The sequence below is a fragment of the Acidovorax carolinensis genome, from assembly GCF_002157145.1.
Taxonomy (GTDB): domain Bacteria; phylum Pseudomonadota; class Gammaproteobacteria; order Burkholderiales; family Burkholderiaceae_C; genus Acidovorax; species Acidovorax carolinensis.
In genome coordinates, this window is record NZ_CP021361.1 from 2122078 (window position 1) to 2144681 (window position 22604).

At 63.3% G+C, this 22604-nt stretch carries 16 protein-coding genes, 2 tRNA genes and 2 pseudogenes; 7 read left to right on the forward strand and 13 right to left on the reverse strand.

The window, feature by feature from the left end; genetic code table 11:
* Positions 1-118: 118 nt before the first annotated feature.
* From CBP34_RS09845 to aceE, 4 genes and pseudogenes are all read right to left on the reverse strand, one after another.
* Positions 119-346 carry a DUF3079 domain-containing protein gene (locus CBP34_RS09845; RefSeq protein WP_086912438.1) on the reverse strand — a complete coding sequence of 76 codons (228 nt, stop codon included), beginning with the start codon at positions 344-346 and terminating at the stop codon, positions 119-121.
* Positions 347-394: 48 nt separating this feature from the next.
* Positions 395-2253 (reverse strand): annotated as a pseudogene (lpdA, locus tag CBP34_RS09850) (dihydrolipoyl dehydrogenase).
* A 16-nt stretch (positions 2254-2269) separates the two neighbouring features.
* Positions 2270-3961, reverse strand: a complete 1692-nt coding sequence (aceF, locus tag CBP34_RS09855; RefSeq protein WP_094097925.1) for a dihydrolipoyllysine-residue acetyltransferase — start codon at positions 3959-3961, stop codon at positions 2270-2272.
* 101 nt (positions 3962-4062) lie between these two features.
* Complete coding sequence (gene aceE / locus CBP34_RS09860) at positions 4063-6801, reverse strand: pyruvate dehydrogenase (acetyl-transferring), homodimeric type (protein WP_094097926.1); 2739 nt, start codon at positions 6799-6801, stop codon at positions 4063-4065.
* Positions 6802-6969: 168 nt separating this feature from the next.
* On the opposite strand from aceE, the gene CBP34_RS09865 reads away from it, so the two are divergent.
* From CBP34_RS09865 to CBP34_RS09885, 5 genes and pseudogenes are all read left to right on the forward strand, one after another.
* Positions 6970-9534: a PAS domain S-box protein gene (locus CBP34_RS09865; RefSeq protein ID WP_094097927.1), complete on the forward strand. Its 2565-nt coding sequence runs from the start codon at positions 6970-6972 to the stop codon at positions 9532-9534.
* Positions 9531-10157, forward strand: a complete 627-nt coding sequence (locus CBP34_RS09870; protein ID WP_086927290.1) for a response regulator transcription factor — start codon at positions 9531-9533, stop codon at positions 10155-10157. Before CBP34_RS09865 ends, CBP34_RS09870 begins: the two co-directional genes overlap by 4 nt.
* Positions 10158-10230: 73 nt before the next feature.
* On the forward strand, positions 10231-11097 hold the full coding sequence (gene folD / locus CBP34_RS09875) for a bifunctional methylenetetrahydrofolate dehydrogenase/methenyltetrahydrofolate cyclohydrolase FolD (RefSeq protein ID WP_094097928.1): 867 nt from the start codon (positions 10231-10233) through the stop codon (positions 11095-11097).
* Between the two features lie 67 nt (positions 11098-11164).
* Complete coding sequence (locus tag CBP34_RS09880) at positions 11165-13210, forward strand: M3 family metallopeptidase (protein WP_094097929.1); 2046 nt, start codon at positions 11165-11167, stop codon at positions 13208-13210.
* 41 nt (positions 13211-13251) lie between these two features.
* Positions 13252-13892 (forward strand): annotated as a pseudogene (locus tag CBP34_RS09885) (DUF4124 domain-containing protein).
* 55 nt (positions 13893-13947) lie between these two features.
* Here the strand turns inward: CBP34_RS09885 and rpiA are convergent.
* Positions 13948-14640, reverse strand: coding sequence for a ribose-5-phosphate isomerase RpiA (rpiA, locus tag CBP34_RS09890; RefSeq protein WP_094097930.1), 693 nt, complete (start codon positions 14638-14640; stop codon positions 13948-13950).
* A gap of 38 nt (positions 14641-14678) precedes the next feature.
* Here rpiA and CBP34_RS09895 point away from each other — a divergent pair, with 38 nt between their 5' ends.
* Positions 14679-15761: a quinone-dependent dihydroorotate dehydrogenase gene (locus CBP34_RS09895; protein ID WP_094097931.1), complete on the forward strand. Its 1083-nt coding sequence runs from the start codon at positions 14679-14681 to the stop codon at positions 15759-15761.
* Positions 15762-15839: 78 nt separating this feature from the next.
* Here the strand turns inward: CBP34_RS09895 and CBP34_RS09900 are convergent, their stop codons facing one another.
* The 4 genes from CBP34_RS09900 to CBP34_RS09915 all read right to left on the reverse strand — a co-directional run bounded on the left by CBP34_RS09900 (position 15840) and on the right by CBP34_RS09915 (position 18121).
* Positions 15840-16148 (reverse strand): hypothetical protein, encoded by a 309-nt coding sequence (locus CBP34_RS09900; RefSeq protein ID WP_094097932.1) that lies wholly within the window; start codon positions 16146-16148, stop codon positions 15840-15842.
* On the reverse strand, positions 16145-16540 hold the full coding sequence (locus CBP34_RS09905; RefSeq protein ID WP_094097933.1) for a phage holin family protein: 396 nt from the start codon (positions 16538-16540) through the stop codon (positions 16145-16147). Before CBP34_RS09905 ends, CBP34_RS09900 begins: the two co-directional genes overlap by 4 nt.
* A 39-nt stretch (positions 16541-16579) precedes the next feature.
* Complete coding sequence (locus CBP34_RS09910) at positions 16580-16882, reverse strand: ElaB/YgaM/YqjD family protein (RefSeq protein ID WP_086912451.1); 303 nt, start codon at positions 16880-16882, stop codon at positions 16580-16582.
* A gap of 141 nt (positions 16883-17023) precedes the next feature.
* Positions 17024-18121, reverse strand: coding sequence for an NAD(P)/FAD-dependent oxidoreductase (locus CBP34_RS09915; protein ID WP_094099127.1), 1098 nt, complete (start codon positions 18119-18121; stop codon positions 17024-17026).
* 214 nt (positions 18122-18335) lie between these two features.
* Here CBP34_RS09915 and CBP34_RS09920 point away from each other — a divergent pair, with 214 nt between their 5' ends.
* On the forward strand, positions 18336-21038 hold the full coding sequence (locus CBP34_RS09920) for a molybdopterin-dependent oxidoreductase (RefSeq protein WP_094097934.1): 2703 nt from the start codon (positions 18336-18338) through the stop codon (positions 21036-21038).
* A 114-nt stretch (positions 21039-21152) separates the two neighbouring features.
* Here CBP34_RS09920 and CBP34_RS09925 read toward each other — a convergent pair.
* The 4 genes from CBP34_RS09925 to fdx form a co-directional block, all read right to left on the reverse strand.
* A tRNA-Val gene (locus CBP34_RS09925) sits at positions 21153-21227 on the reverse strand.
* 40 nt (positions 21228-21267) lie between these two features.
* A tRNA-Val gene (locus tag CBP34_RS09930) sits at positions 21268-21342 on the reverse strand.
* Positions 21343-21367: 25 nt separating this feature from the next.
* The gene (dnaQ, locus tag CBP34_RS09935) at positions 21368-22096 is read right to left on the reverse strand and encodes a DNA polymerase III subunit epsilon (protein WP_094097935.1); all 729 of its coding nucleotides are present in this window, start codon (positions 22094-22096) and stop codon (positions 21368-21370) included.
* 72 nt (positions 22097-22168) lie between these two features.
* Positions 22169-22507, reverse strand: coding sequence for an ISC system 2Fe-2S type ferredoxin (gene fdx, locus CBP34_RS09940; RefSeq protein WP_086912454.1), 339 nt, complete (start codon positions 22505-22507; stop codon positions 22169-22171).
* Positions 22508-22604 lie beyond the last annotated feature (97 nt).

Consider the following 22604-nt stretch of genomic DNA (forward strand, 5'->3'; position numbering starts at 1 on the left):
GCACCAAAAAAACCGCACAACCCTGACAGGACTTGCGCGGTGCCTTTGTGGTTGGGGCTTGTGCCAACGAAATGACTGGGGCTTGGCCAGCAACGTCTAGTGCGCACCCAAGACGAGTTCAGGGATGGGGTGAACGTTCAGGGCCAGGGGGTTGCTCGGCATCTACCGTCTTTTCATCAGCGTCCAAGCCCCACTGGTCCCAATCGTCGCCGAACAGCTCCGCCGGATGTTGTGTGCGGTCGGAGCCATTGCCGCAGCGCATGTCCTTGGCGGGGCAGTAGAGGTTACAGCCCCAGCACACCCGCTCGGGATGCGCGGGGGCCTTGGGAAACTTCTTGACTGCCATGGCTGCTCTCCAATTTCTGGGTGCCGGGCTCCCGCCGTGCTTCTTTTCTTACTTGCGCGCCGGTGGCACGTCGGTGCAGCTGCCGTGTGCAATCTCCGCCGCCATGCCGATGCTTTCGCCCAGCGTGGGGTGCGGGTGGATGGTCTTGCCGATGTCCACGGCGTCGGCGCCCATCTCGATGGCCAGGGCGATCTCGCCAATCATGTCGCCCGCATGGGTGCCGACGATGCCGCCGCCGAGGATCTTGCCGTGGCCGTGCGCTTCGGGACTGTCGTCAAACAGCAGCTTGGTTACGCCTTCGTCGCGGCCGTTGGCAATGGCGCGGCCCGAGGCATTCCACGGGAACAGGCCCTTCTTGACCTTGATGCCTTGGGCCTTGGCCTGGTCTTCGGTGAGGCCGACCCAGGCCACTTCGGGGTCGGTGTAGGCCACCGATGGGATCACGCGGGCGTTGAAGGCGGCGCTGGCCAGCTCCTTATTCCCCTGAATTTCACCGGCGATCACTTCGGCCGCCACATGCGCCTCATGCACCGCCTTGTGCGCCAGCATGGGCTGGCCCACGATGTCGCCGATGGCGAAGATGTGCGGCACGTTGGTGCGCATCTGGATATCGACGTTGATGAAGCCGCGGTCTGTGACGGCCACGCCGGCCTTGTCGGCGGCGATCTTCCTGCCGTTGGGGGTGCGGCCCACGGCCTGCAGCACCAGGTCGTAGACCTGGGGCGCCGGGGCGGTGCCGCCCTCTTCCGCCGGCGCGAAGGTGACTTCGATGCCCTCAGGCAAAGCGCGTGCGCCCACCGTCTTGGTCTTGAGCATGATGTTGTCAAAACGCTTGGCATTCATCTTCTGCCAGATCTTGACCAGGTCGCGGTCAGCGCCCTGCATCAGGCCGTCCATCATTTCGACCACGTCGAGGCGCGCGCCCAGGGTGGAATACACCGTGCCCATTTCCAGGCCGATGATGCCGCCGCCCAGGATCAACATGCGCTTGGGCACTTCTTTCAGCGCCAGCGCGCCGGTGGAGTCGACCACGCGCGGATCGTCGGGCATGAAGGGCAGGCGCACGGCCTGGCTGCCTGCGGCGATGATGGCTTTTTGGAAGGCGATGACCTTCTTGGTGCCCGTCTTGTCCTGGCCGGTGCCGGTGGTCTCTTCCACCTCCAGGTGGTTGGCGCCGACAAAGGCACCGTAGCCGCGCACGGTGGTGACCTTGCGCATCTTGGCCATGGCGGCCAGGCCGCCCGTGAGTTTGCCGATGACCTTTTCCTTGTGGCCGCGCAGCTTGTCGATGTTGACCACCGGTGCGCCGAAGTCCACGCCCAGGTCGGCCATGTGGCTGACCTCGTCCATGACCGCCGCCACATGCAGCAGCGCCTTGGACGGGATGCAGCCCACGTTCAGGCACACGCCGCCGAGCTGAGCGTAGCGCTCGACCAGCACGACCTTCAGGCCCAGGTCGGCCGCGCGGAAGGCGGCGCTGTAGCCGCCGGGGCCGCCGCCGAGCACGAGCACGTCGCACTCGAGGTCGGCCGTGCCCGCAAAACTCGACGCTACTGGATTGATAGCTGTTTGCGCTTGTTTCTCGAGCGCTGGAGCCGATTTTTGCTCAGATACTGCAGCCACGGGGGCTGCAGGGGCCGGTGCAGCTGCCGGGCCGCGGCGCCGGCGCCCTGCACCTCCAGCGTCAACACCACCGAGCCTTCGGCGATCTTGTCGCCGAGCTTCACTTTCAGCTCTTTCACCACGCCCGCATGGCTGGAGGGGATCTCCATGGAGGCCTTGTCGGACTCCACGGTGATCAGGCTCTGCTCGGCCTTGATGGTGTCGCCGGGTTGGACCAGCACTTCGATGATGGCCACTTCGGCGAAGTCGCCAATGTCGGGCACCTTGATGTCGATGATTGCCATGGGTATTGCCCTCGCGTTACATCACGATGCGGCGGAAGTCCGCCAGCAGCGAGGCAAAGTACACGTTGAAGCGCGCGGCGGATGCGCCGTCGATCACACGGTGGTCCCAGCTCAGGCTCAGCGGCAGCATGAGGCGCGGGGCGAACTGCTTGCCATCCCACTTGGGTTCGATGCTGCTCTTGCACACGCCCATGATGGCGACTTCCGGCGCGTTGATGATGGGCGTGAAGTAACGCCCGCCAATGCCGCCCAGCGAGCTGATGGAGAAGCAGCCACCGGTCATGTCGGCCGGGCCCAGTTTGCCGTCGCGTGCCTTCTTGGCCAGGTCGCCCATCTCTTGCGAGATCTGGACGATGCCCTTTTGGTCGGCGTCGCGGATGACGGGCACAACGAGGCCGTTGGGCGTGTCGGCCGCAAAGCCGATGTGAAAGTAGTTCTTCAGCACCAGCTGGTCGCCGTCGAGCGAGCTGTTGAACTCGGGGAACTTCTTGAGCGCAGCCACTGCCGCCTTGATCATGAAGGCGAGCATGGTGACCTTGACGCCGCTCTTCTCGTTTTCCTTGTTGAACTGCACGCGGAAGGCTTCGAGGTCGGTGATGTCCGCGTCGTCATGGTTGGTGACGTGCGGGATGACGACCCAGTTGCGGTGCAGGTTGGCGCCGCTGATCTTCTTGATGCGCGAGAGGTCCTTGCGCTCCACCGGGCCGAACTTGGTGAAGTCCACCTTGGGCCAGGGCAGCAGATCGAGGCCCACGCCGGAGCCGCCAGGCGCTGCAGGCGCCTTGGCGGCCTGGGCCTTGGTCTGCACGGCACCCGCCATCACCTGCTTGGTGAAGGCAGCCACGTCGTCCTGCGTGATGCGGCCCTTGGGGCCGGTGCCCTTGACTTCGTCGATGGGCACGCCCAGTTCGCGGGCGAACTTGCGCACAGACGGCGAGGCATGGGGCAGACCCGCCGAGGGCGTGCCCGGCTGGTGGGCGGGCACGGCCACCGATGTCACAGCAGCAACAGGCGCTGCCGCTGCAGCGGCGGCAACTACAGGGGCTGGCGCGGGTGCTGCAGCTGTTGCCGCAGCGGGTGCGGGCGCTGCGGCAGCTGCCGTGCTTTCCAGCACGGCAACCAGGTCACCAATATTGACGGTGTCGCCAATCTTGACCTTGAGTTCCTTCAGCACGCCAGCTGCGGGCGAAGGGATCTCCATGGACGCCTTGTCGGACTCGACGGTGAACAGCGACTGGTCCAGCGCGATGGTGTCGCCAGGCTTGACCAGCACCTCGATGACGGCCACATCCTTGAAGTCGCCGATGTTGGGCACGCGCACTTCCACCGGGCCGACAGCCGCCGCTGCGGCGGGCGCCGGTGCAGCAACGGCAGCGGTGGCGCTGAGCGCCGGCGTGGTTGCTACTGTTTTAATAGCTGCCTGCGTTTGCTGCGCATGGGCTGGCGCTGAATTTGACTCAGAAACAGCACCCGCCACTTCGAGCGTGAGCACCACCGAGCCTTGCTTGACCTTGTCGCCAATCTGCACGCGCAGCTCTTTGACCACGCCCGCGTGGCTGGAGGGAATCTCCATCGATGCCTTGTCCGACTCCACCGTGATCAGCGATTGCTCGGCCTTCACCGTGTCGCCGGGCTTGACCAGCAACTCGATCACGCCGACTTCGTCGAAGTCACCGATGTCCGGAACGTGAATTTCTACCAATGCCATGTTATGCCTCCTGCCGAGCCGCCTCAAAGGAGGCATGTGCCCCCTTGGGGGGCAGCGAATGAATATGAGCGTGGGGGGTCAAGGTTTGTCTCCGGTGCGGTTTACGCATAGAGCGGGTTGACCTTGTCGGCCTGGATGTTGTATTTGGCAATGGCCTCCGCCACCTTGGTGGCGGGCAACACGCCGTCTTCGCTCAGCGCCTTGAGGGCGGCCACGACGATGTAGTGGCGGTTGACCTCGAAGTGCTCACGCAGCTTGCTGCGGAAGTCGCTGCGGCCAAAGCCGTCGGTGCCCAGCACCTTGTAGGTGCGGCCCTTGGGAATGAACGGACGGATCTGCTCGGCATAGGCCTTCATGTAGTCGGTGGATGCGACCACGGGGCCGGTGCTGGTTCCGAGCTGTTGCGCCACGAAGGGCACGCGCGGGGTTTCCAGCGGGTGCAGCAGGTTCCAGCGGTCGGCGTCCTGGCCCTCGCGGGTGAGTTCGTTGAAGCTGGGGCAGCTCCACACATCGGCCTGCACGCCCCAGTCGGCCGCCAGCAGGGTTTGTGCAGCCAGCGATTCGCGCAGGATGGTGCCCGAGCCCAGCAGCTGCACGCGGATGTCGCCGGCATCGGAGGTGCCCTGCGGTGGCACGGCGCCCGGCTTGCACAGGTACATGCCCTTGATGATCTGCTCTTCCGTGCCCGCCGTGAGGCCGGGCATGGGGTAGTTCTCGTTGAGCAGCGTGATGTAGTAGAAAACGTTCTCCTGCTGCTCGACCATGCGCTTGAGGCCGCGGTGCATGATCACGGCCACTTCGTGCGCGAAGGTGGGGTCGTAGGTCACGCAGTTGGGGATGGTGTTGGCCAGAATGTGGCTGTGGCCATCTTCGTGCTGCAGGCCTTCGCCGTTGAGCGTGGTGCGCCCCGACGTGCCGCCCAGCAGGAAGCCTCGCGCCTGCATGTCGCCGGCTGCCCAGGCCAGGTCGCCAATGCGCTGGAAGCCGAACATCGAGTAGTACACGTAGAACGGCACCATGATGCGGTTGTTGGTGCTGTAGCTGGTGGCCGCGGCGATCCAGCTGGCCATGCCGCCGGCTTCGTTGATGCCCTCTTGCAGGATCTGGCCGGCCTTGTCTTCGCGGTAATACATCACCTGGTCGCGATCGACCGGGGTGTAAAGCTGGCCCTTGGGGTTGTAGATGCCGATCTGGCGGAACAGACCTTCCATGCCGAAGGTGCGGGCCTCGTCCACCAGGATGGGCACCACGCGCGGGCCCAACGCCTGGTCGCGCAGCAACTGCGTGATGAAGCGCACATAGGCCTGTGTGGTGCTGATCTCGCGGCCTTCGGCCGTGGGGTCGAGGATGGCCTTGAACGTTTCGATGGCAGGCACGGTGAAGTGCTCGTCAGCCTTTACGCGGCGCTTGGGCAGGTAACCGCCCAGCGCCTTGCGACGCTCGTGCAGGTACTTGATTTCGGGTGTGTCGTCGGCCGGCTTGTAGTACGGAATCTTGTGCAGTTCGCTGTCCGGGATCGGAATGTTGAACCGGTCGCGGATGTACTTGATGTCTTCGTCGCTGAGCTTCTTGGTCTGGTGCACGGTGTTCTTGCCTTCACCGGCCTTGCCCATGCCGTAGCCCTTGACCGTCTTGACCAGCAGCACCGTGGGCTGGCCCTTGTGCTCGTTGGCGGCGTGGAAGGCTGCGTAGACCTTGGTGGGCTCGTGGCCGCCGCGGCGCAGTTCGAACACTTCCTCGTCGGTCATGTGCTCGACGAGCTGGAGCGTCTCGGGGTACTTGCCGAAGAAGTTCTTGCGCACAAAGGCGCCGTCGTTGGCCTTCATGGCCTGGTAGTCGCCGTCAAGCGTCTCCATCATCAGCTGCCGGAGCTTGCCCGTCTTGTCGCGGGCCAGCAGCGCATCCCAGCCGGCGCCCCACAGCAGCTTGATGACGTTCCAGCCGCTGCCCCGGAACTCGCCTTCAAGCTCTTGCACGATCTTGCCGTTGCCGCGCACCGGGCCGTCCAGGCGCTGCAGGTTGCAGTTGACCACGAACACCAGGTTATCGAGGCTCTCACGCGCGGCCAGGCCGATGGCGCCCAGCGATTCGGGCTCGTCCATCTCGCCGTCGCCGCAGAACACCCAGACCTTGCGGTTCTCGGTGTTGGCAATGCCGCGGGCATGCAGGTACTTCAGAAAGCGCGCTTGGTAGATCGCCATCAGCGGACCCAGGCCCATCGACACGGTGGGAAACTGCCAGAACTCGGGCATCAGCTTGGGATGCGGGTAACTCGACAGGCCCTTGCCGTCCACTTCCTGGCGGAAGCTGTCGAGCTGTTCTTCGGTCAGGCGGCCTTCCAGGAAGGCCCGGGCGTAGATGCCGGGCGAGCTGTGGCCCTGGATGTAGAGCAGGTCACCACCGTGGCCTTCGCTCTCGGCATGCCAGAAATGGTTGAAACCCGCACCAAACATGCTGGCCACGGATGCGAACGAGCCGATGTGCCCGCCCAGGTCGCCGCCGTCGGCAGGGTCGAGCCGGTTGGCGCGCACCACCATGGCCATGGCGTTCCAGCGCATGTACGCGCGCAGGCGCTTTTCGATGGCGATGTTGCCGGCGCAGCGGGCTTCCTGCTCGGGCTCGATGGTGTTCACATACCCCGTGTTGCCCGAAAACGGCATGTCGATGCTGTTCTGGCGGGCGTGTTCCAGCAATTGCTCGATCAGGAAATGGGCGCGCTCAGCACCTTCTTTGTCGATGACCGCGGACAGCGCGTCCATCCACTCACGGGTTTCTTGCTGATCGGTGTCGATCGCGGGCGCGGCGCCGTTTCCGGCCAGAGGGGCGGGCTGAGCTGACATGCTTGTCTCCTGTGTATAGGTGTGCAATTTAGTACGTTGTCACTAGTTTCGCATATTTTTTTTATCATTTCAAATAGTGCTTTGTCGTTTCATATAATGGTATTTTGCTGCAAACGCACATCCAGCCGGCAGCCCATAAACCGCTCCAGCCTCCTCTACACTTGCCGCATGGACAACACCCCCGCCACTGCCCAGCCCGCGCCGGCCGCTCCCATGGCCGCCCTCGCGCGCAAGTGGCGCACCTGGTGGCGCAGCCTGTCGCCCGCGCGGCAGGACCGATTTGCCGCGCTGGCGCCCTTGGCCGCCGTGCTGCTGTTCATGGCGGCCATCGTGTCAGCCTTCTGGTATCTGCGAGCCGAGGAAGTCGAGCGCGAACACGAAGCCCTCAAACGCGATGTGGAATACGCCCAGCAACGCGTGCGCCTGCGTCTGCTGGAACGCCAGGAGCAACTGATGCGCATCGCACGGGACCTGTCCAACCAGGAACTGGATCGCGCCGAGTTTGTCGGCCGGGCCGAATCCCTGATCAGCCAATACCCCGAGCTGCAGGCCATCACCTGGATCGATGAAAAGCGGCGCATCCGCGCCAGCCATGCCGCCCCCACGTTGGGCAGCAGCGAGTTGCGCGTGGCCGGCGAAGTGCTGACCCCCGGCGACACCGCAGACGCCTACGAGCTGGCACACGACCTGCTGCAACCCGTGTATTCGCAACCCATCGCCACCCAGGGCGACTCCACACCGCTGCTGCAATTGCAGGTGCCGCTGAACCAGCAGGGCAAATTCAGTGGCGTTGTGCTGGGGGAATACTCCACCGACAGCCTGCTGCGCTATGGCACGCCCACCGAGGTGCTGGCACGCTATGCCGTCACGCTGCTCGATGGCAAGAACCAGGTACTGGCAGGCACGCCCCTGGCCCGCCGCAACCCCAGCACCCAACTGCTGCCATGGAGCCCGAGCGCCAACGAGTACGAAGTGCCCGTCTCGCCGGTGGGCAACGGCCTGGTGCTGCGTGCGCAGGCCTACCGCACTTCGCTGGGCGTGGTGGGTAACGGCCTGTTCTGGCTGGTGGGCACGCTCAGCGCCATGACGGCCTGGATGCTGATTGCCACCTGGCGACACACCCGCCGCCGGATGCAGGCCCAGCAGGCACTGGTGGCGGAAACCAACTTCCGCCGGGCCATGGAAAACTCCGTGCTCACCGGCATGCGCGCCCTGGATCTGCAGGGGCGCATCACCTACGTCAATGCAGCTTTTTGCCAGATGACGGGGTGGAGCGAGGCCGAGCTGGTGGGCCTGACAGCCCCTTTCCCCTACTGGCCAGAATCCGATTACGAGGCGCTGTATGCCAAGCTGCGCGACGAAATCAGTGGCAAAACCATGGCGGGCGGCTTTCATGTGCGTGTGCGGCGCAAGAACGGCACGCAATTTGATGCACGCCTGTATGTGTCGCCGCTGATCGACGCCCATGGCCAGCAGACCGGCTGGATGACATCGATGACCGACATCACCGAGCCCAACCGCATCCGCGAGCAGCTGTCGGCATCCTACGAGCGCTTCACTATCGTGCTGGAGTCGCTGGACGCCTCGGTCTCGGTGGCGCCTCTGGGCAGCCAGGAATTGCTGTTTGCCAACAAGCTCTACCGCCAGTGGTTTGGCTCGCAAACCGTTGGCCACCTGCAACTGGTGGCCCAGGCGGGCGTGGTGCCAGCGGCAGGCAGCAACCCGGCCGGCATGGACGATGAGGATGGCCTGATGGGCCTGCCCACCGACTCGCTCACCAGCGCCCGCACCGAAAACGCCGAAATCTATCTGCCCGACCTGGGCAAATGGCTGGAAGTACGTTCACGCTACCTCAACTGGGTGGACGGGCGCCTGGCCCAGATGGTGATTGCCACCGACATCACCCCGCGCCGCCTGGCCGAGGAACAGGCGGCCCGCCAGGCCGAGCGGGCCCAGTCGGTCAGCCGCCTGATCACCATGGGCGAGATGGCGTCGAGCGTGGCGCATGAGCTCAATCAACCGCTCACGGCCATCAGCAACTACTGCAGCGGCATGGTCTCGCGCATCCAGAGCGGCCAGATCACCGAGGAAGCCCTGCTCGCCGCCCTGCAAAAGACGGCCCACCAGGCGCAGCGCGCGGGGCAGATCATCCAGCGCATCCGGGCTTTCGTGAAAAAGAGCGAACCCAATCGCGCACTGGCCGATGTGCATTCGATGGTGAACGAGGCGGTCGAGCTGGCCGACATCGAGCTGCGCCGCCACAACGTGCGCCTGACGCACTACATCGCTGCGCGACTGCCGCCCGTGATGGCCGACACCATCCTGATCGAGCAGGTGCTCGTCAACCTCATGAAGAACGGCGCCGAAGCCATCCAGATGGCCAACCGCCCCACGTCCGGCCGAAGTGTGGAACTGCGCGTGGTACCCAAGCACATCGGTGACCAGGACGTGGTGGAGTTTTCCGTGCAGGACACGGGCAAGGGACTGGCTCCCGAGGTGCTCGAACGCCTGTTTGAAGCCTTCTTCTCCACCAAGGAAGAAGGCATGGGCATGGGCCTGAACCTGTGCCGCAGCATCGTCGAATCGCACCACGGCCGAATGCAGGCGGAGAACCTCTACAATGGTTCCGAGGTCACAGGCTGCCGGTTCTCCTTCTGGCTTCCGCTCGCCAAGCCTGTGGATGCCACTACAGATTCTGTAGCAAACCCACAACCCCCAAGGACAATTGCATGAGTTTGATTCCGAAAAAAGGCACCGTTTACGTGGTGGATGACGACGAGGCGGTTCGCGACTCCCTGCAATGGCTGCTCGAAGGCAAGGACTACCGGGTACGCTGCTTTGATTCGGCCGAAACCTTTCTCTCGCGCTACGACCCGCGCGAGGTGGCCTGCCTGATCGTGGACATCCGCATGGGCGGCATGACAGGGCTGGAGCTGCAGGACCGCCTGATCGAGCGCAAGTCGCCCCTGCCCATCGTGTTCATCACCGGCCACGGCGACGTGCCCATGGCCGTGAACACCATGAAGAAAGGCGCGCTCGATTTCATCCAGAAGCCTTTTGACGAAGAAGAGCTCGTCGGGCTGGTGGAGCGCATGCTGGACCACGCCCGCGAGGCCTTTGCCGGCTACCAGCAGGCCGCCAGCCGCGATGCCCTGCTCTCCAAGCTCACCGGCCGCGAAGCCCAGGTGCTTGAGCGCATCGTCGCCGGCCGCCTGAACAAGCAGATTGCCGACGATCTGGGCATCAGCATCAAGACCGTGGAGGCGCACCGCGCCAACATCATGGAAAAGCTCAACGCCAACACCGTGGCCGATCTGCTCAAGATTGCCCTGGGCCAGAACACCGCCAAAGCCTGATTGCTCACCTTTTAATAGCTTGCAGCGCTTATCTACAAAGCGCTACAGGCCATTTTGACCTGTATTTTCTGACATGACCGCACAACTCATCGACGGCAACGCCCTGTCCCGCCAATTGCGCACCGAAGTTGCCCAGCGCGCCGCAGCCCTCAAGGCACGCGGCACCACGCCAGGCCTGGCCGTGGTGCTGGTGGGCGACAACCCCGCATCCCAGGTTTATGTGCGCAACAAAGTCAAGGCGTGTGAAGACAGCGGCCTGCATTCGGTGCTCGAAAAATACGAAGCCGACATGACCGAAGCCGCCCTGCTCGCACGCGTGCAGGCGTTGAACAACGACCCGTCCATTCACGGCATCCTGGTGCAGCTGCCGCTGCCCCAGCACATCGATGCGCAAAAGGTGATTGAGGCCATCTCGCCCGCCAAGGATGTGGATGGCTTTCACATCGCCAGCGCCGGCGCGCTGATGACCGGCATGCCCGGCTTCTGGCCCTGCACGCCGTATGGCTGCATGAAAATGCTCGAATCGCTCAATGATGGCAAGGGCTACGACCTCAAGGGCAAGCACGCCGTGGTCATTGGCCGCAGCAACATCGTGGGCAAGCCCATGGCGCTGATGCTGCTGGCCAAGAACGCCACCGTCACCATCTGCCACAGCGCCACGAGCGACCTCAAGGCGCAAACGCTGCAGGCCGATGTGATCGTCGCAGCCGTGGGCAAGCGCAATGTGCTCACGGCCGACATGGTCAAGCCCGGTGCCGTGGTGATCGACGTAGGCATGAACCGCAACGACGGAGGCAAGCTTTGCGGCGATGTGGATTTCGAAGGTGTGAAGAATGTGGCCGGCTGGATCACCCCTGTACCCGGAGGGGTGGGCCCCATGACCATTACCATGCTGCTGGTCAACACCCTGGAAGCCGCCGAGCGCGCTGCGGGCGCCTGAAGCCCGCCGCCGCGTCCCGGAGGCCTCGCAACTTGAACCCGCGCCGCGAGGCGCCATCTAGAAACGCATGAGCAACGCCCTCCTCGACTTCTCCGACCTTCCCCAGTTTGACCGCATCACTCCCGCCGACGTTGCCCCGGCCATCGACGTGTTGCTGGAAAAGGCCAACGCGGCCCTTGAAACGGTTACTGCCACCGATTTTCCGGCCCGCTGGGATGCCATTGCGAAGGTGCTGGACGTCGCCACGGAGCATCTGGGCACCGCTTGGGGGGCTATCAGCCACCTGAACAGTGTGGCCGACACACCAGAACTGCGGGCCGCCTACAACGCGGCCTTGCCCCGGGTCACCGAGTTCTGGACCCGCCTCGGCGCCGATGAGCGCCTGTATGCCAAGTACAAGGCCATTGACCCCGCCACGCTGACCCCTGAGCAGCGCCAGGCCCACAAGAACGCCGTGCGCAATTTTGTGCTCAGTGGCGCCGAGCTCACCGGGGCTGCGAAAGAGCGCTTTGCGCAGATCCAGGAACGGCAGGCCGAGCTGAGCCAGAAGTTCAGCGAAAACGCGCTCGACGCCACCGACGCGTTTGCCTACTACGCCACGGCAGAAGAACTCGATGGCGTGCCCGCCGACGTACAGCAAGCAGCGCTGGCGGCGGCCCAGGCCGAAGGCAAGAGCGGCTACAAGCTCACGCTCAAGATGCCCTGCTACCTGCCGGTGATGCAGTTCGCCACCCACAGCGCGCTGCGCGAAACGATGTACCGTGCCTATGTGACGCGCGCCTCCGATCAGGCCGAAGGCGATGCCCGGCGTTTTGACAACTCGGCACTCATCCGTGAAATCCTCGTGTTGCGCCGCGAGGAGGCGCGCCTTCTGGGTTACGACAATTTCGGTCAGGTTTCGGTGGTGCCCAAGATGGCTCAGTCCCCCGACGAAGTGGTGACCTTCCTGCGTGACCTGGCGCGTCGCGCCCGCCCCTATGCCGAAAAGGACGTTGCCGATCTGCGCGACTTTGCGGCCAGCGAATTGGGCCTGCAGGACCCACAGGCTTGGGACTGGTCCTACCTTGCCGAGAAGCTCAAGGAAGCGCGCTACGCCTTCAGCGAGCAGGAAGTCAAAAAATACTTTACGGCCCCCAAGGTGTTGGCGGGTCTTTTCAAGATCATCGAAACGCTGTTCGAGGTCAGCATCTGCCGCGACAGCGCCCCCGTGTGGCACCCTGCCGTCGAGTTCTATCGCATTGAACGCAACGGCCCCAACGGCACGGAACTGGTGGGCCAGTTCTATCTCGACCAGCCCGCCCGCACCGGTAAACGCGGTGGCGCCTGGATGGACGATGTGCGCACCCGCTGGTTGCGCCCCGACACCGGGGTGCTGCAGACCCCGGTGGCGCATCTGGTGTGCAATTTTGCCGACGGTGTGGATGGCAAACCGCCGCTGCTCACGCATGACGATGTGATCACGCTGTTTCATGAATTCGGCCACGGCTTGCACCACATGCTGACGCAGGTGAACGAACGCGACGTATCGGGCATCAGCGGTGTGGAGTGGGATGCCGTCGAGTTGCCCAGCCAGTTCATGGAGAACTTCTGCTGGGAGTGGGACGTGCTGCGCAACATGACCGCCCATGTCGATACCGGGGCGCCGCTGCCCCGCGAACTGTTCGACAAGATGACGGCGGCCAAGAACTTCCAGAGCGGCATGGGCACGCTGCGCCAGATCGAGTTTGCCCTCTTCGACATGCTGCTGCACACCGACCACGATCCCGCCGAGGATTTCATGCCCCTGCTGGCCGAAGTCCGCAGCGAAGTGGCGGTGCTGCCACCCCCTTCATTCAGCCGCACGGCCCACACCTTCAGCCATATCTTTGCTGGCGGCTATGCCGCAGGCTATTACAGCTACAAATGGGCGGAAGTGCTGAGCGCCGATGCCTATGCGGCCTTTGAGGAAACCTCCGGCAGCGATGGCCTGCCCAGCACCGAAACGGGCCGCCGCTACCGTAAAGCCATTCTTGAGGCGGGCGGCAGTCGCCCGGCCATGGAATCCTTCAAAGCGTTCCGTGGCCGCGAGCCCAGCCTGGATGCACTGCTGCGACACCAGGGCATGGCAGACTAGCCGTTCTTTTGCACCGACGCTGCTTTATCAGGAGATCAACCATGCGCGAACTGTTGTGTACACCCGTGCTGGCCTCGTTGCTGCTGGTTCTGGCAGGTGCCGGGGCGCAGGCCCAGACTGTGTACCGTATTGTCGGCCCCGATGGAAAGGTGACCTTCTCCGACCGGGCTCCCGACAACAATGCCAAGCCGGCACAAATCGCCGCGCAGGGGCCGGCCACCACGGGCGCCGCTCTGCCCTACGAGCTGCAGCAGATCGCCACGCGCTTCCCGGTCACGCTCTACACCGGCAGTGACTGCGCTCCCTGCAACAGTGCGCGCAATCTGTTGGTGGGGCGCGGCATTCCCTTTGCCGAGCGCACCATCACCACCAATGAAGACATTGATGCGCTGCAGCGCATGAGTGGCGGCAGCGGACTACCGTTCGGCACGATCGGCGGCCAGCAGCTGGCGGGGTTTTCTGACACCGAGTGGACGCAGTACCTGGACGCTGCCGGATATCCCAGGCAGTCACAGTTGCCGTCGAACTACCGCCGCCCACCCGCTGCGCCCCTGGTGGCCGTCAAGGCAGTACAACCTGCTGCGGCCGATGCGCCGGCAACCAAGAGGCCAGCGGAGCGCCAGCGCCCCGCCCTGCCGCGGACGGCCCCACGCCCAGCAACCCGGCGGGTATCCGCTTCTAAAACCCGCTGCTGAGGCAGGCATGGCCCGGCATGGCCATGCCACCATGCAGGAATTTCAGTAGGTGAAGGTCTTCACCATGCCCTGTGCCGTTCCCACAAGGCACACCGATGCTTTCTGGTGCGCAAACACTCCCACCGTCACCACACCGGGCCATTGGTTCACATCGGACTCGAACGCCGATGGATCCTTGATGGACAGGCCCGTGACGTCCAGTATCTGCTGGCCGTTGTCGGTGACCAGCGGTTGCCCATCCTTCAGGCGCAACCGTGCCACGCCACCCAGCGCGGCAAAGCGTCGCGTGATGTGTTGCACTGCCATCGGAATTACCTCCACCGGCAATGGGAAACGTCCCAATGTCGGGACTAGCTTGGACTCATCGACGATGCAGACGAACCGGCTGGCCAGGGCCGCTACGATCTTCTCGCGCGTCAGTGCGGCACCGCCGCCCTTGACCATGTAACCCTGCCTATCGATTTCATCGGCGCCGTCGATGTATACCGCCAGAGATTCCACCTCATTGGCATCAAACACTGCGATTCCAAGCGCCTTGAGCCGCTCGGTACTGGCCACCGAGCTGGACACAGCGCCGCTGATCTCATTCTTCATGCCCGCCAGGGCGTCGATGAACTTGTTGACGGTGGAGCCGGTGCCCACCCCCACAATGCCACCCGGCACCACGTATTGCAGCGCTGCCTGACCCACAAGGGCCTTGAGTTCGTCTTGGGTCAGAGGGGAGGAATTCGTCATGGGGGAGAATTAGAGGATATTCGTTGAATTATCCCTCCATGTCATTGATCCCCTACGCTCTTACCCGCCCCTTTCTTTTTGGCATGGATGCCGAAGCTGCCCACGAGCTCACCATGGGCATGCTTGCGCGGGGCCAGCACACCCCCATGCAATGGGCTTGGTGCAACGAAACAGTGGACGACCCCATCGAGCTGGCCGGGCTGACCTTTCCCAACCGGGTGGGCATGGCGGCAGGCCTGGACAAGAATGCCCGCTGCATCGACGCCCTGGGCGCCATGGGTTTCGGGTTTGTGGAAGTGGGCACAGTCACACCCAAGGGACAGCCGGGCAACCCCAGACCCCGCATGTTCCGCCTGCCCGAGGCCCGGGCCCTGATCAACCGGCTGGGCTTCAACAACGATGGCCTGGATGTGTTCATTCACAACGTGCAGCAGGCCCAGTTTCGCACCCAGAAACGCAAGCACCCCATGTTGCTGGGCCTGAACATCGGCAAGAACGCCAGCACGCCGATTGAAAATGCCACCAGCGATTACCTCACCTGTCTGGAAGGCGTGTACCCGCACGCCGATTACGTGACGGTCAATATCAGTTCACCGAACACGCAGAACCTGCGCGCACTGCAAAGCGATGCAGCACTCGATGCCCTGCTGGGCGCCATTGCAGAACGCCGGGAAACACTGGCCGTGCAACACACCCAAACAGACGGCAAAGGCGCCACCAAGGCGCGCCGTGTGCCGATCTTCGTCAAGATAGCCCCGGACCTTGACGAGGCGCAGGTGTCGGTGATCGCCGCCACGCTGCAACGTCACGGCATGGACGGCGTGATCGCCACCAACACCACCATCAGCCGGGACGCCGTCAAGGGCTTGCCCCATGCCAATGAACTGGGCGGACTCAGCGGCGCACCCGTGCTGGAGGCCAGCAACCAGGTCATCCGCCAACTGCGCGCCGCGCTGGGAAGCCGTTTCCCGATCATCGGAGTGGGCGGCATCCTGAGCGCCGAAGACGCCCTGAGCAAAATCCGCGCTGGAGCAGACGTGGTGCAGATTTACACCGGCCTCATTTATGAAGGACCCGCACTCGTCGCGAAGGCAGCGCGCGCCATCAAGGCGATGGGCTGACCGGCTGAATTAGGGGGCGACAGACGAGGCATTGCGCCCCGTCGTCGGGAACCTCCTTCGCTCCAGCGCTACTGCGCTCTAGCGCCGCAGGCGCATCACCAGCGGTAGCACCACCCCGGCCCACCGGATCAGCCGCCGTGGACCGGTTGCAATGGCCACGCCAGCCAGAGCAGCCACGGCCGCGGGGTGCTGGCGGGCAAAGGCAATGGCGCGAGTCAGCAACGGGGCATCGGCATCCTCTGTCCCCGCCACGGCCGCCAAGGCCTGGGACTGCAACCGGGCGGCGCGGCGAGCGCGCAAACGCTCGCGCTGTACGGCAATGCGGTCCAGCACCTGCTGCTGCGCTGCCGTTGCGTGCACTGGCAAAGCCGGTTCGGAAGTCTTCACAAGCGCTCCTTGATTTCACGCCAGTCTTGCGACAACTCGCGCCGGGTCAGCGCAAAGCCACTGCCTGTACTGCGCACCACCGAAGCGAGCTTGATGATGGCAAAAAACCAGGCCACCAGCCAGACACCTGCTACCACCCATGCAACCAGCATGCGATTCGGCGTGTCCCAGAACTGCACCAGCACCGCCATCGACAACAGCACCAGGGTCACCACGGTAAGCCCCGCCACGGCAACCAACAGCACCAGCAATTGCTGCAAGCGCCGCTTCTGGTCCAGCCACTCCAGGCGTGCCAGTTCCAGCCGGTCTTCTGCGGCGATGGCGCCTTCGATGACATTCGCCCGCCAGCGCGCCGCGAATGCCTCCAGCCCAAGCAGGGAGAGCCAGTTCATAGGTACCGTCCCTGCATGAGCGGGATGGACGACAGTTGATCAGCGCCGCGCAAGCAAAAAGCCCACCAGAGCGCCCACGGCCAACGCCGCACTGGCCACGCGCCATGGCTCGTCGTGCGCGTAGCGGTCGGCCGCCAAGGCGGCGTCTTTGGCCTGGCGTGCAGCCTCTTGGGCCGCGCGCACTGCCGATTCCCGCACCGAATGCATGCCGTCGTCGATACGCTGGCGAAGCACCTTGATCTCGGGAAAGGAATCCAGATCCCTGCTGGCCAACAAGCCGCGCAAATCGGATACGAGTTTTTCAAGTTCGCCCTGGGTGGTGGTGGTGTCAGAAGCAGTCATAAAGGCCTTTCGTTGCAATAAAGGAGCAGCGGCTGCAGAGCAGATGCTGCAGCAGCTTGTGGACCATCTTAGCGACATGCCCAGAAACCGTCACGCCGCATGGTCGCTAAACGTTACCAAAAGACCGGGATTTGACGCATGTCAAACCAAATGGAGCACATGATCAGCAATGGCCAGCGCGCTGGTGAGGCCCGGGGATTCGATGCCAAACAGATTCACCAAGCCCGGCACGCCATGGTCGCGCGGCCCCTGGATAAGAAAGTCTGCTGCGGGTGCGTCGGCGCCATGGATCTTGGGGCGGATGCCGGCGTAGCCCGGCGCCAGCGCACCGTCGCGCAAGCCGGGCCAGTATTTGCGCACTTCGCCGTAAAAAGCATCCCCCCGCGCCGCATCAACCAGCAGGTCATCGGCCGAATCCACCCATTGCACGTCCGGCCCGAACTTGGCCTGCCCACCCAGATCCAGCGTCAGGTGCACCCCCAGGCCCGCTGCCTCGGGCACCGGGTAGATCAGGCGGCTAAATGGTGCTTTCCCGGTCAGTGTGAAATAGCTTCCCTTGGCGAAGTGCGCGACAGGAACATGGCGTGCGTCGAGTCCCAGGAACTGCTGGGCCAGCGTCGGCGCATGCAATCCCGCTGCATTGACCACGGTGCACGCTTGCAGGCGCGTACCGTCTTTTGCTTCCAAAACAATAGCATCTTGCGCACATTCTGCAAGCGCCAGAGGCGAATTCAATGCCACAAGCCCACCGGCATGTTCCAGATCACCCTGCAGGGCGAGCATGAGCGCATGGCTGTCCACGATCCCCGTGCTGGGCGAATGCAGGGCTGCCACGCATTCAAGTGCGGGCTCGAGTGCGCGGGCTGCGTCGCGGTCGAGCCACTGCAGATCCAGCACGCCGTTTGCCGTGGCACGCGCCTGAATTGACCGAAGGCCTGGCAGCTGATCGGGCGAAGTCGCCACCAGGAGCTTGCCGCAGCGGCGATGCGGCACGGCATGGTCGGCGCAATAGGCGTACAGCAGATCGCGGCCCTGAACACACAGGCGCGCCTTGAGGGAGCCCGTGGGGTAATACAGCCCGGCGTGAATGACCTCGCTGTTGCGCGAACTGGTACCCGTGCCGATGGCGTCCGCAGCCTCCAGCACCATCACCTCCCGCCCTTGCAGCGCCAGCGCGCGGGCCACCGCAAGGCCCACCACCCCGGCACCCACGACCACGCAATCGACTGTGTCCGTCATCTTCTTCTTCCTGGGTTGTTCAACGACATTGCCCACTTTAATGGCTGGCTCAAAGCGCTTCTTGTGCATCGACCCATCACAGCCCGTCGCCTGGCGTGGTGCCGGTGAACATTCTTGATATTGGTCAAACAGGGGGCCAATGGCTGCGCTGCCGCTTGAAGGGGACTGTGAATCGGCGTCTAATGGTCCGCATTTTCACGATAGGAGAAACCCCATGAATTTCACACGACGTCAATGGATGGGCGCAGGCGCCGCAGGCGTGCTGGGCGCAGTGGCGGCGGGCATGAAGCTGACTCCGCTGGCGCAAGCCCTGGCCGCCACCGAAATGGATCCGGCCGCGCAGTTGGCAGCGCTCAAATCCTTCAGTGGCAAGGTTCCGCATGCCACCCACTACGGCCCGCTCATTGCCACGGTGGAGAATGGCCGCATCGTCAAGATCGAGGCGCAGGCCAGCGACAAGATGCCCACCGGCATGCTGACCGAGGGCGTGCTCGATCGCACTTACGACAAGACCCGCGTCGCCGGCCCCATGGTGCGCAAGTCCTACCTGGAATGGGAACAGAACGGCCGCAAGGGCAGCAACAAGCCGGAGTTGCGCGGCAAGGACGAGTGGGTGCAGGTGAGCTGGGACACGGCCCTGGGCCTGACCGCCAAGGCCATTCTGGACACCATTGAAAAACACGGCAACGAAGGCTGCTTCTCCAGCTCCTACGGCGGCTGGTCGCACGCGGGCATCTTCCGCCCCAACGTGCTGCAGGGGCGCTTTTTCAACCTGCTGGGCGGCTCGTCCATGACCACCGGTGACTACTCGGCCGGTGCCGGCCAGATCATCATGCCGATGGTGATAGGCGACATGGAGGTGTATTCGGGCCAGACCGCGTGGGAGCAACTGCGCGACAACACCGAGCTGGTGGTGTTTGTAGGCTGCGACCCCGACAAGAACAACCGCATCGAATACACCGTCCCCGACCACGAGATGTACAGCGGCTGGGATGCCATCAAAAAGGCCGGTTGCCAATTCATGTCCATCAACCCGCAGGTGACCACCACCGACGAGAAGATGGGTTCGGAGTGGGTGCGCATCGTCCCCAACACCGACACGGCGCTGTTTTTGGCCATGGGCTACCACCTGCTCAGCAAAAACAAGCACAACCAGGCTTTCATCGACAAGTACACCGTCGGCTTCGACAAATACCGCGCCTACCTGGAAGGCAAGGACGGCACGCCGCCCAAGACGCCCGAGTGGGCCGCAAAGATCACGGGCATTCCCGCTGCCAAGATCCGCTCGATGGCCGAGCTGATGGCATCCAAGCGCACGCAGTTGTGCGGCTCGTGGGCCATCCAGCGGGCGCACCATGGCGAAATGCCGTACTGGGCCATCGTCAACTTCGCCTGCATTCTGGGCAACATCGGTCTGCCCGGGCAAGGCGTGGGCTTTAGCTGGCACTACGGCGGCGGCGGCATGCCGCAGTCGGGCGGCACTGCGCCCACGGGCCTGTCGCAAGGGCGCAACCCGGTCAAGAAGATCTGCCCGGCATCGCGCATCAGCGAGATGTTGCTCAACCCCGGCAAAGAGTTCACCTACAACGGCAGCAAATACACCTACCCCAAGGTCAAGCTGATCTACAACGCCGGCAACAACGCCTATTCGCACCAGCAGGACCTGAATGAGCTGGCGCGTGCCATCAAGGACGTGGACACCATCATCTGCCAGGAACCCTGGTGGAATGGCTCGGCGCGCTGGGCCGATATCGTGCTGGCGGCCACCACCACGGTGGAGCGCAATGACATCACGTCGGCCGGCACGTACAGCATCGACAAGGTGTATGCGATGAAGCAGATCATCGCACCGCAAAACGATGCGCTGGACGACTTTGAAATCTTCCGTCGCCTGTCGGTACTGTGCGGCGTCGAGTACGCCTTCACCGAGGGCAAGACGCAGCTGGACTACGTCAAGGCAGCCTACGAAGCCAGCAGCGCCGCCAAGGACACGCCCTTTGACAAGTTCTGGGCCGAGGGCATGGCGCGCATTCCGGTGCCCAAGGAGGCGCACAAGTGGGTACGCCACGGCGACTTCCGCGCCGACCCCGCGAAAAACCCGCTGCACACCACCAGCGGCAAGATCGAGATGCATTCATCCATCATCGAAAAGATGAACATCCCCGACATGCCGGCCATGCCCAAGTGGCAGGAACCCGGCGAGTACCTGGGTAATGCGCGCAAGGGCCAGGTGCATGTGGTCAGTCCGCACCCCTACTGGCGCCTGCATTCGCAGATGAACAACTCCGAAACGCTGCGCAAGCGTTACACGGTGCAGACGCGCGAGCCGCTGACCATCAGCGTACAGGACGCCAAGACCCATGGCATCCGCAACGGTGACCTGGTCGAGCTTTATAACGACCGCGGCGCAGTGGTGGTGGGCGCGCGGGTGTCCGACAAAATCATGCCCGGCGTGGTCAGCCTGTATGAGGGCGCCTGGCCGCAGCTCGACAGCAAGGGCCGCTGCAACAACGGCCTCGTCAACTTCCTGACCTCCAGCCGGCGAGCCAGCGGATTGACGCAGGCCACCACGGCCAACACCTGCATTGCCTCGATGCGCAAGTGCACCGATGCCGATCCAGGCGGCACCAAGGCCTTCGATCCGCCCAAGATCGTCAAGAGCGACATCAAGTTTGATGAGAAGTTTTTCGGCATTGAACGGGCCACTGCGCTGCGCGAAAAGGCCACCGCCTCGCTGTCGCCAGCCGAGAAGATCTTTTACCAGCGCTGCACCGTGTGCCACGGCCCGCGCGATCCGGGCCAGTTCACCGAGAAGCAATGGCAAGGCATCACGCCCAGCATGTTCCAGCGCGCCGGCCTGAACCCCGACGAGCAAAAGATCGTGCTCGACTTCCTGCTGGAAAACGCCAAGCATTAAGGCACAGCATCGCCGCATCATGAAGCCCCGCGCAAGCGGGGCTTTTTCTGTGTGGGCCACAGCAGGCCATAGTGCTGCAGAAATGACAAACCCGGCACAAGGCCGGGTTGTAAATGGTGGGCGATACATGGATCGAACATGTGACCCCTGCCGTGTGAAGGCAGTGCTCTACCGCTGAGCTAATCGCCCGTCATACCTGCATTTGCAAAGAACACAGGTTGAAAAACATTGGTGGGTGATACATGGATCGAACATGTGACCCCTGCCGTGTGAAGGCAGTGCTCTACCGCTGAGCTAATCACCCAAAGTGTCTTTATGACAGCCCGCAATTATGGCATAGCTTTTTGAAGGCCTTCACAATTTCGCCAAATTGTTTTACCGCCGCTGGCCTTGTCGATTTGCGTCAGAACTTCCTCGTGCGCAGCTGCTTCCTGCTCGCTGGCCGGCAAAACGGGCAACACAAAACTGCGCAGATCGATCTGGACAAAGTTGGCACCCCCGGCACTGTCCTGCGCATCGTCGATGATCAGCAGCGCATCCTGCCCCCGGGTGAGGTTGATGTACACATCTGCCAGCAGCTCGGCATCCAGCAAGGCGCCGTGCAGCGTGCGGCCCGAATTGTCTACGCCCAGGCGGTCGCACAACGCGTCGAGCGAGTTGCGCTTGCCTGGATAGAGCTCCTTGGCCATGGCCAGGGTATCGGTAATGCTGTCCACAAAGCTGCGGAACGCGGGGCGCCCCGCAAGCTCCAGTTCCTTGTTCAGGAAGCTCACGTCAAATGCCGCGTTGTGGATGATGATCTCGGCGCCTTGCAGGTAGTCCAGCAGTTCGTCAGCCACAGCAGCAAACTTGGGCTTGTCTTTCAGAAACTCGTTGCTGATGCCGTGTACCCTCAGCGCATCCTCGTGGCTGTCGCGCTCGGGGTTCAGGTAGAAATGCTTGTTATTGCCCGTGAGCTTGCGCGCTACCAGCTCCACACAGCCGATTTCGATGATGCGGTCGCCGCCTTCGGCGGACAGACCGGTGGTTTCCGTGTCGAGAACGATCTGGCGCGACATCAGGCCTCCCGTGGTGCAACCGCCGCGCGGCGCAGGGCATTCATGCAGTGCTGGGCAATAGCACCGCGCATATCAATGATTTTCCTTGGCATGGTTGATGGAGTATTTGGGTATCTCCACCACCAGGTCTTTCTGTGCAAGGATGGCCTGGCACGACAGGCGCGACTGGGGCTCCAGACCCCAGGCGCGGTCGAGCAGGTCTTCTTCTTCTTCCTCGGCCGCATTGAGCGATTCCATGCCCGCCCGCACAATGACGTGGCAGGTGGTGCATGCGCAACTCATGTCGCAGGCATGCTCGATGTTGATGTGGTTCTCCAACAGCGCTTCGCAGATGGATGTGCCCGCAGGCGCGGTGATCTCGGCGCCGGAGGGGCAATATTCAGGGTGGGGCAGTATCTTGATGACGGGCATGGCGTCGCTTGGATGATCAGGGCTTGCACCAGCAGTGCTGAATTCCAGAAGGTTTTTTCGCCGGAATCGGCGATTGATCCTCTGCGTTGCGGCAAGC

Bases quoted from the DNA above. Each gene is read 5' to 3' on its own strand.
- CBP34_RS09845 (WP_086912438.1), bottom strand. From the start codon at position 346: ATGGCAGTCAAGAAGTTTCCCAAGGCCCCCGCGCATCCCGAGCGGGTG.
- aceF (WP_094097925.1), bottom strand. From the start codon at position 3,961: ATGGCATTGGTAGAAATTCACGTTCCGGACATCGGTGACTTCGACGAA.
- aceE (WP_094097926.1), bottom strand. From the start codon at position 6,801: ATGTCAGCTCAGCCCGCCCCTCTGGCCGGAAACGGCGCCGCGCCCGCG.
- CBP34_RS09865 (WP_094097927.1), top strand. From the start codon at position 6,970: ATGGACAACACCCCCGCCACTGCCCAGCCCGCGCCGGCCGCTCCCATG.
- CBP34_RS09870 (WP_086927290.1), top strand. From the start codon at position 9,531: ATGAGTTTGATTCCGAAAAAAGGCACCGTTTACGTGGTGGATGACGAC.
- folD (WP_094097928.1), top strand. From the start codon at position 10,231: ATGACCGCACAACTCATCGACGGCAACGCCCTGTCCCGCCAATTGCGC.
- CBP34_RS09880 (WP_094097929.1), top strand. From the start codon at position 11,165: ATGAGCAACGCCCTCCTCGACTTCTCCGACCTTCCCCAGTTTGACCGC.
- rpiA (WP_094097930.1), bottom strand. From the start codon at position 14,640: ATGACGAATTCCTCCCCTCTGACCCAAGACGAACTCAAGGCCCTTGTG.
- CBP34_RS09895 (WP_094097931.1), top strand. From the start codon at position 14,679: ATGTCATTGATCCCCTACGCTCTTACCCGCCCCTTTCTTTTTGGCATG.
- CBP34_RS09905 (WP_094097933.1), bottom strand. From the start codon at position 16,540: ATGAACTGGCTCTCCCTGCTTGGGCTGGAGGCATTCGCGGCGCGCTGG.
- CBP34_RS09910 (WP_086912451.1), bottom strand. From the start codon at position 16,882: ATGACTGCTTCTGACACCACCACCACCCAGGGCGAACTTGAAAAACTC.
- CBP34_RS09915 (WP_094099127.1), bottom strand. From the start codon at position 18,121: ATGACGGACACAGTCGATTGCGTGGTCGTGGGTGCCGGGGTGGTGGGC.
- CBP34_RS09920 (WP_094097934.1), top strand. From the start codon at position 18,336: ATGAATTTCACACGACGTCAATGGATGGGCGCAGGCGCCGCAGGCGTG.
- dnaQ (WP_094097935.1), bottom strand. From the start codon at position 22,096: ATGTCGCGCCAGATCGTTCTCGACACGGAAACCACCGGTCTGTCCGCC.
- fdx (WP_086912454.1), bottom strand. From the start codon at position 22,507: ATGCCCGTCATCAAGATACTGCCCCACCCTGAATATTGCCCCTCCGGC.